The organism is Cryptosporangium phraense (assembly GCF_006912135.1).
Taxonomy (GTDB): Bacteria; Actinomycetota; Actinomycetes; order Mycobacteriales; family Cryptosporangiaceae; genus Cryptosporangium; species Cryptosporangium phraense.
On sequence record NZ_VIRS01000085.1, the window covers coordinates 1 to 331 of the forward strand.

Consider the following 331-nt stretch of genomic DNA (forward strand, 5'->3'; position numbering starts at 1 on the left):
TTCACCCGGAGACACCCGGGCCAGTCGCAGCGGCACCCCGATGTTCTCGGCCGCCGAGAGCACCGGGATCAGCCCGAACGTCTGGAACACGTACGAGACCTTCTCCCGCCGTAACTGCGACAGGCCGTCCTCGTCGAGTGCGGTCACCTCGGTGCCGTCGATCGTGACGGTTCCGTCGTCCGGCCGGTCGAGGCCGCCGATGACGTTGAGCAGCGACGTCTTCCCGGATCCCGATCGGCCTTCGAGCGCGACCATCGTGCCGGCCTCCACGTCCAACGAGATGTCCCGCAGGGCGTGCACGTCGCCGAAGCTTCGATCGACGTGGCGCACC

General features: G+C 68.3%; 1 protein-coding gene. It reads right to left on the reverse strand.

Going from position 1 to position 331, the window contains the following annotated elements:
- Positions 1-330 (reverse strand): ATP-binding cassette domain-containing protein (locus FL583_RS39845; RefSeq protein ID WP_420843244.1); only part of this gene is annotated, 330 nt, incomplete at its 3' end.
- Between the last annotated feature and the right edge of the window lies 1 nt (position 331).